Genomic DNA, 5,470 nt, shown 5'->3' with positions numbered 1-5,470 from the left:
CTCCGGCGGATAGTTCTTCATGACCACGAGATGTCCGTCCTCAGATCCTCAGGATCCAGTGTCTCGTGTGTCCAACATCAGGGGTCAAGGCCCAAACCCGTAGTCCTTGATCGGACCCACGTTCGCGGCCCGGTCGACGGTACGCGTCTGTACCACGTGGTTGCCGTCCACCGCCGGCGTCACCGCGTACGACGCGTCCGGGGCCGCCGCCCTCGTGAAGCCGCTGGTGGTCCGCACGGAGGACCAGCCGTAGTCGGGGGCGTCGTCCTCGAACGGGTCGAGTCGGTACTGCACCTGGTAAGCGTCAGCGGCACCAGTGGTGACGTCGAAGGTGCCTGCGACACCGCCGCCGCCCCCGCCCCAGCCCTCCGGATAGGTGGCCGAAGTGATGTCCGTCGGCTCACCCGGCGCCGTTGTGTCGACGACGAATTGGGTCCAGGGGGACCAGTTGAGGTTGTAGTGGGCGCCGTCGTACGCGTTGGTGCGGAACTTGTACGTCCGGCCGTCCTTGAGCTGGCCGGCGGGCACGGAGACGGACACGGGTTTGCCCTGGTCCCCGTACGGTGAAAGGAGCAGTCCTTCACCGAGGGGCGTCGTGATGGGCGTGTTCGTGGCGGCGTCGTAGACCTGGAAGGTGCCGTTGACCTGGTCGCCGTCCTGGTCGGTGAAGGTGTCCCGCAGGGTCGGGGTGGTGGTGTTCACCGCCCACACTCCGGCGTAGGACTTGAACGGGGCGCCGGCCTGCCGGTTGGTTCCGTCCGAGGGGCGGTAGTTGTAGGTGACCGTGAGCTTCGGCTGGTTGGCCGCGTTGTTGGCGGAGTTGACGCGCTTCCACTCGTGGAGGTCGGACTCGCTGGAGGCGCGCAGCCCCATACCGGCATGGCCCCACTGCTTGCCCGCCCAGTACTGGGCCAGGGTGGTCACGTCGGCGGTGATCCACCCGTCGGCGGCCGTGCAGCCCGGGTTGCCGCGCGTGGCGGTGGAGGTCGCGTACTTCGCGTCCATGACGGGCTGATTCGTCCATCGGCTGGAGGTGCTGGCATTGCTCGCCGTCCACACCTCCCACGGCTGGGCGGTGCAGTCGGTGTTGCCCGAGTGGAAGTTCCACAGGGACAGGGTCGCCTTCGACACGAGGGCGTCCGCGATCGGCGCCGTGTTCAGGTGATGAAGGAACGGGCCGTGCGGTAGGTGCCGTCGCCGTTCTTGGTGCCGGGGTTGCCGAGGTCGAGCTCGGTGTCGCCGGACCAGTCGACCGTCTCACCGCGCTGGACGTAGGTGTCGAACAGGTTCCCCAAGGCCGAGGTCGACGGGTCCACCGTCACCGGATACTGCGTTCCCGGGTCGGCGAGGAAGCCGGCATCGGGGGTGACCACGAGGTCCACGACGCCTTTGCCCTTGTCGACGACCTTCATCCCGACGCGGGCCCGGTTCTCGTGCTTCCCGGACCGCTGGTCCACTGAGGCGTCCCACATGACGGGAGCGGGCATCGTCGCCCGGGTCTCGCCCGTCTTGGCGTCGGTGAAGGACACCGACCCGTCCTTGTTGGCCTTCGCGATCAGGCCCTTGGCCTTGACCGGCAGCGTGTACGAGTAGCCGGCGGCGCTCGGCTTCCGCGCGATCTCGACGAACTGCTCGAAGCCGGTACGGGTCGCCTCGACGATCACATCCGCGCCCGGCACGGCATCGTTGTACCGGGCCGTCGTGCCGTCGAGCTCCGGCTTCGGCAGGCCACCCTTCCACTGCAGGGTCACCGCCTGCTCTCCGCTGCCGAGCGTGACCAGGTCCTTCGGAGCCGCCTTCTGCGCGGCGCTCAGCGACGCCGGGGCCTTGCCGGTCTTCCCGGCCAGGCGCAGCCCTTCGGGGTGGTTCTTCGCCCGCACCGCGCCGTCCGCGCCCGCGGTGAGCGTGCCGTCGACCTTGTGCCACTTCCCGTCACGCCACACCCGCTCGGGGCCGGTGGTGAGTTCGGTGGTCAGCGTGCCGTCGGGGTTGGCGACGGTGTAGGTGGTGGCGGTCGTCTCGTCCGTGACAACCACCTTCTCGCCGGTCTTCTTCGCCTGGGTGATCGCCCATGCCTCCGAGCCCTTCGCGTGCGCTGCTGCCCACGCGATGTCCGACTTGAGGATCTCGTCCTTCGACGGCTGGACGCTCCTGCGATCGTCGGGCTCCGCAGCGGGTGCCGCGCCGGCAGGCAGCGAGGCCCCGGCCACGAGCGCGGTCTCGGCGACCAGGAGAAGCGCGACCCCGGCCGCGAAGCGTGCCCTGCGCCGGGGCGCTGGTTGTCTGTATGGAGACACGAAAGCGCATGTCCTTCCCTGTAGGAAAATGCGACGCGTGTACGAATAGCGTCACGAGCGCAGGACACTAGGCACAAGTGAGGCCTGCGGAAAGGCAGTTATCGGCCCCGGCTGACCGGCCTCCAGCCGGGTGACGGGCTGAGCCGGGACTTCGCCCTGAAACGCGATAGTGATCACACCGGCCGTCTCGTGCAGTGGACGGAGTGTCGGCCGCCGGCCTTCGCGTCGGAGCTGCGCGGCACCTCATCACCGCGACACGTATCGCGGCCCGAACTGGTGCAGGCCAGCACGCGACGGAGGTTGGGCGGCAGGCCTTGGGTGCCCGGCCCTCCACCGGAACGCGGCATGAAAACCGGGAGCTGTCGGTGGCGGCCGTCATGATGGGGGCGTGGACTACAGCCTTGTCATCGCAGCCGCCCAGGCCGCCGGCCCCTGCCCTGTAGGAGAAGAACCGTCCTGGGGCCGCCGGGTGCACGCACTGACCGTCGACCTGCACCTGATCGCCCAGCAGGCCGCGCAGGACATCGACCGATTGGAGAGCGCCTCGCGGTTCGTGGCGTTCCTTGAGAACGTCGAGATCGAGGAGTCCAGCCGCCGGGGCCTGCTCACCCTGCGCTCACCGGCCGGGGAGACCGAGCACATCCGCACCGAGCAGCAGGAGACCGACCGCGGCCGCGACCTCATCGAGCGGGCCCGCAGCCTGCAAGGTCGATGGGTGCTGGTCTTCCGCTACAACGAGAAGGCCTCCGCGACCAAGAGCGTGCGCATGCTCGCGCACCTGATGGATCTGGGCGACGGTGCCATCGCCGTGAACCTGGCGAAGAAGATCCTGCTCGACGACGCCGGCGGCGCCGTCCCCCGTGCACAGGCCGCGTGGGCCGAGGCCGGCCTGCCGGACTCCGGCGCCGTCTCCGTCGAGCAGCTGCAGCAGGCTCGCGCCGAGCTCAGGGGGACATGAGTAAGGGCGGGACGAGACCGGTAGGCCCGCCTGTTGAGACGGCGTTGACGATCCAGTTCACTGGCACATCTTGCCCAGCTCGGTCACCTATGCGGCGCCGGCCTTGCTCCGGCGGTTCGCCGTGGTTCTGTGCCGAGTGGGGTGGTTCCCTCGTTGGGCGGCAGGCGTAGCCCTACCGCGTTGTTCGTCGGCTGTCCAGGATCGGGCTTGCCCGACCGCGAAGCGGCGCCCTTGGGCGTCCTGGACGGCCGGCGGGCGGCGTGGTGCCCTCCGGGTGCCGTCCGACGAGGGGGCCGCACCACGACTCCACCACCATCTCCACCACCCACGACCCGCACCCAAAACGCCGCCCCCTCACCCCCTCCGCAGGGTGGCCGGGGTGCGGGGCAGGGCCCCGCGTCTTCCCTGACCTGGCCTGTTCTCTCCTTCCTTGATCACGCGTGGTGGTGATGTGCTGACGCGTTGTCAGTGGCTCCTGTCAGCATGAGCGGATGTGCGGGGAGTTGTTACGAGGGGGGAGAGCTTGTATGCCTTGGGTGCGGCCGTACGTGCGCTCTGACGGGACTCCGGTTCGCGGACATTCGCGCTGGGCTCCGGGGGCGAAACGGGAAACGATGATCTTCGGTTTGGTGGCCTTGGCCGTGGTCGGCCTGGGCAACAGCAACGTCTCTGCGGGGGCTGAGGGGGTTCCGCAGCCGCATTCCACGGTCCAGTACCCGATCCAGTTCGACAGTGCTCCCGCTGCACCGGAGCCACGTCCCGCGGTGTCCTACCCGATCCGGTGGGAACGGTGACCCGGCGTCGGCCGCCGGCGCGGCGGCGTACGAGGCGGCCCAGCCGAAGGCAGCAGCAGAGGGACGCGCAGCTGATCGTCTTCGCCGTGGTGACGGCTGCTGCCATCGGTCTGGTGGTGATGGTGGTCAACTGGCTGTTGGCGCACTGGTGGGTTCTTGTCGTGGTCCTGGTGCTCGCCGTGCTGGCGGGTGCCGGGTGGCTTTACAACCGGCAGCAGCGGGCCCAGTGGGAGGCCGTGCGGGCGCAGGGCCTGCGCTACGGGCTGCCGCAGCTGGACGCACTGCACCATGCTCGGTTCGAGGACGCGATACGAGACCTGATGCGGCGGGACGGCTGCCGGGACGCTCAGCGGGTCGGCGGCCGCGGGGACTTGGGCGCGGATGTGAAGGCCACGGATCCGTTCGGGCGGCGCTGGGTGATCCAGTGCAAGCACCGCCGCAACGGCGCCCAGGGCTCGGCGGTGGGCACACCGGATCTGCAGGTGCTCAACGGGACGGCCCGGCAGGTACACGGGGCCGACGTCGCCGTGATCGTCACGAACGGACGCGTGACCGGTCCTGCTGTGGCCTTCGCCAAGCAGCAGCGGCTACACGTCGTCGACCGCCAGACGCTCGCCGTGTGGGCGTCGGGCTCCCGTCCGCTGTGGGAGCTGCTGCGGGCGGTTCCGCCCCCGCGCCGCCCGTCGCCTTTGAGCTGAGATGCGCGGTGCCGTCGGCGGGCGGAGTTCGGCAGCCGACCCTGGCTGTTCAGACGGCGATACTTCTCGGCTTCGTGTGTACGGCCGACCGCCCCTACGCCGCCTGGTCCCAGTGATCCGGGAGAGTGTCCTCGTCGGGCGGGCGCTGCGAGGCCTTCTCGCAGGCGCGCAGGACGGCCCAGGCCAGGGTGGACAGGCAGGTGAGGTACCAGGGCAGCGGCCAGACGGTGCGCCACCATGGTGCTTGGGGGTCGAGGAAGAGGTCGAGCGCGGCGGTGGTCATGCCGGCCGCGAGGCTCCAGCACAGCAGGCGGCCGGCCCGCTGGACGGCGAGCGCGAGCCGGTACGGAACAGCGCAGCCTCGACGAGTGGAGCGGGAGCAGGGCATACGTCTGCCCAACGCGTTCATCGGTGAACGTCCTTCACAGCAGGGGCGGTTGCCGCGGGCTGGGGGACCACGCATGCAGGGCGCCGCAAGTGTGCATCCCGTGAAGCCGAGCGCGTAGGAACGTCTCATGTCCACCACACGCTCTGAGACGACTTCCCGGCCAGCCGTTACCCCGCCATGACCGGCGAGGACGCCCCGGGAAGGAGTGTCCGACAGCTCAGGAAGCAGGTCTGAACCTGGCCGAAAGAGATTCCCAATCATGGTGTCAAGCCGGGGTGGTGACGCCTTGTGACCAGGTCATGCCGCTGCGGCAACAGCGGGTTGAGGCGTGACGG

5 protein-coding genes are annotated in these 5,470 nt (G+C 69.4%); 2 read left to right on the top strand and 3 right to left on the bottom strand.

The window, feature by feature from the left end:
* Positions 1 to 84 precede the first annotated feature (84 nt).
* Both ACFCZF_RS40595 and ACFCZF_RS40590 read right to left on the bottom strand, forming a co-directional pair.
* Positions 85 to 1,131, bottom strand: coding sequence for a DNRLRE domain-containing protein (locus ACFCZF_RS40595; RefSeq protein WP_376675945.1), 1,047 nt, complete (start codon positions 1,129 to 1,131; stop codon positions 85 to 87).
* 26 nt (positions 1,132 to 1,157) lie between these two features.
* The gene (locus ACFCZF_RS40590) at positions 1,158 to 2,297 is read right to left on the bottom strand and encodes a hypothetical protein (RefSeq protein ID WP_376675944.1); all 1,140 of its coding nucleotides are present in this window, start codon (positions 2,295 to 2,297) and stop codon (positions 1,158 to 1,160) included.
* Between the two features lie 388 nt (positions 2,298 to 2,685).
* On the opposite strand from ACFCZF_RS40590, the gene ACFCZF_RS40585 reads away from it, so the two are divergent.
* Positions 2,686 to 3,255, top strand: a complete 570-nt coding sequence (locus ACFCZF_RS40585; RefSeq protein WP_376675943.1) for a hypothetical protein — start codon at positions 2,686 to 2,688, stop codon at positions 3,253 to 3,255.
* 790 nt (positions 3,256 to 4,045) lie between these two features.
* Complete coding sequence (locus ACFCZF_RS40580; RefSeq protein WP_376675942.1) at positions 4,046 to 4,747, top strand: restriction endonuclease; 702 nt, start codon at positions 4,046 to 4,048, stop codon at positions 4,745 to 4,747.
* Between the two features lie 94 nt (positions 4,748 to 4,841).
* Here the strand turns inward: ACFCZF_RS40580 and ACFCZF_RS40575 are convergent, their stop codons facing one another.
* Positions 4,842 to 5,156, bottom strand: a complete 315-nt coding sequence (locus ACFCZF_RS40575) for a hypothetical protein (protein WP_376675941.1) — start codon at positions 5,154 to 5,156, stop codon at positions 4,842 to 4,844.
* Positions 5,157 to 5,470 lie beyond the last annotated feature (314 nt).

The organism is Streptomyces sp. NPDC056296 (assembly GCF_042268605.1).
Lineage (GTDB): Bacteria > Actinomycetota > Actinomycetes > Streptomycetales > Streptomycetaceae > Streptomyces.
The sequence above is the reverse complement of the archived record's forward strand: the minus strand, read 5'-3'. Positions and strand labels throughout refer to the sequence as shown.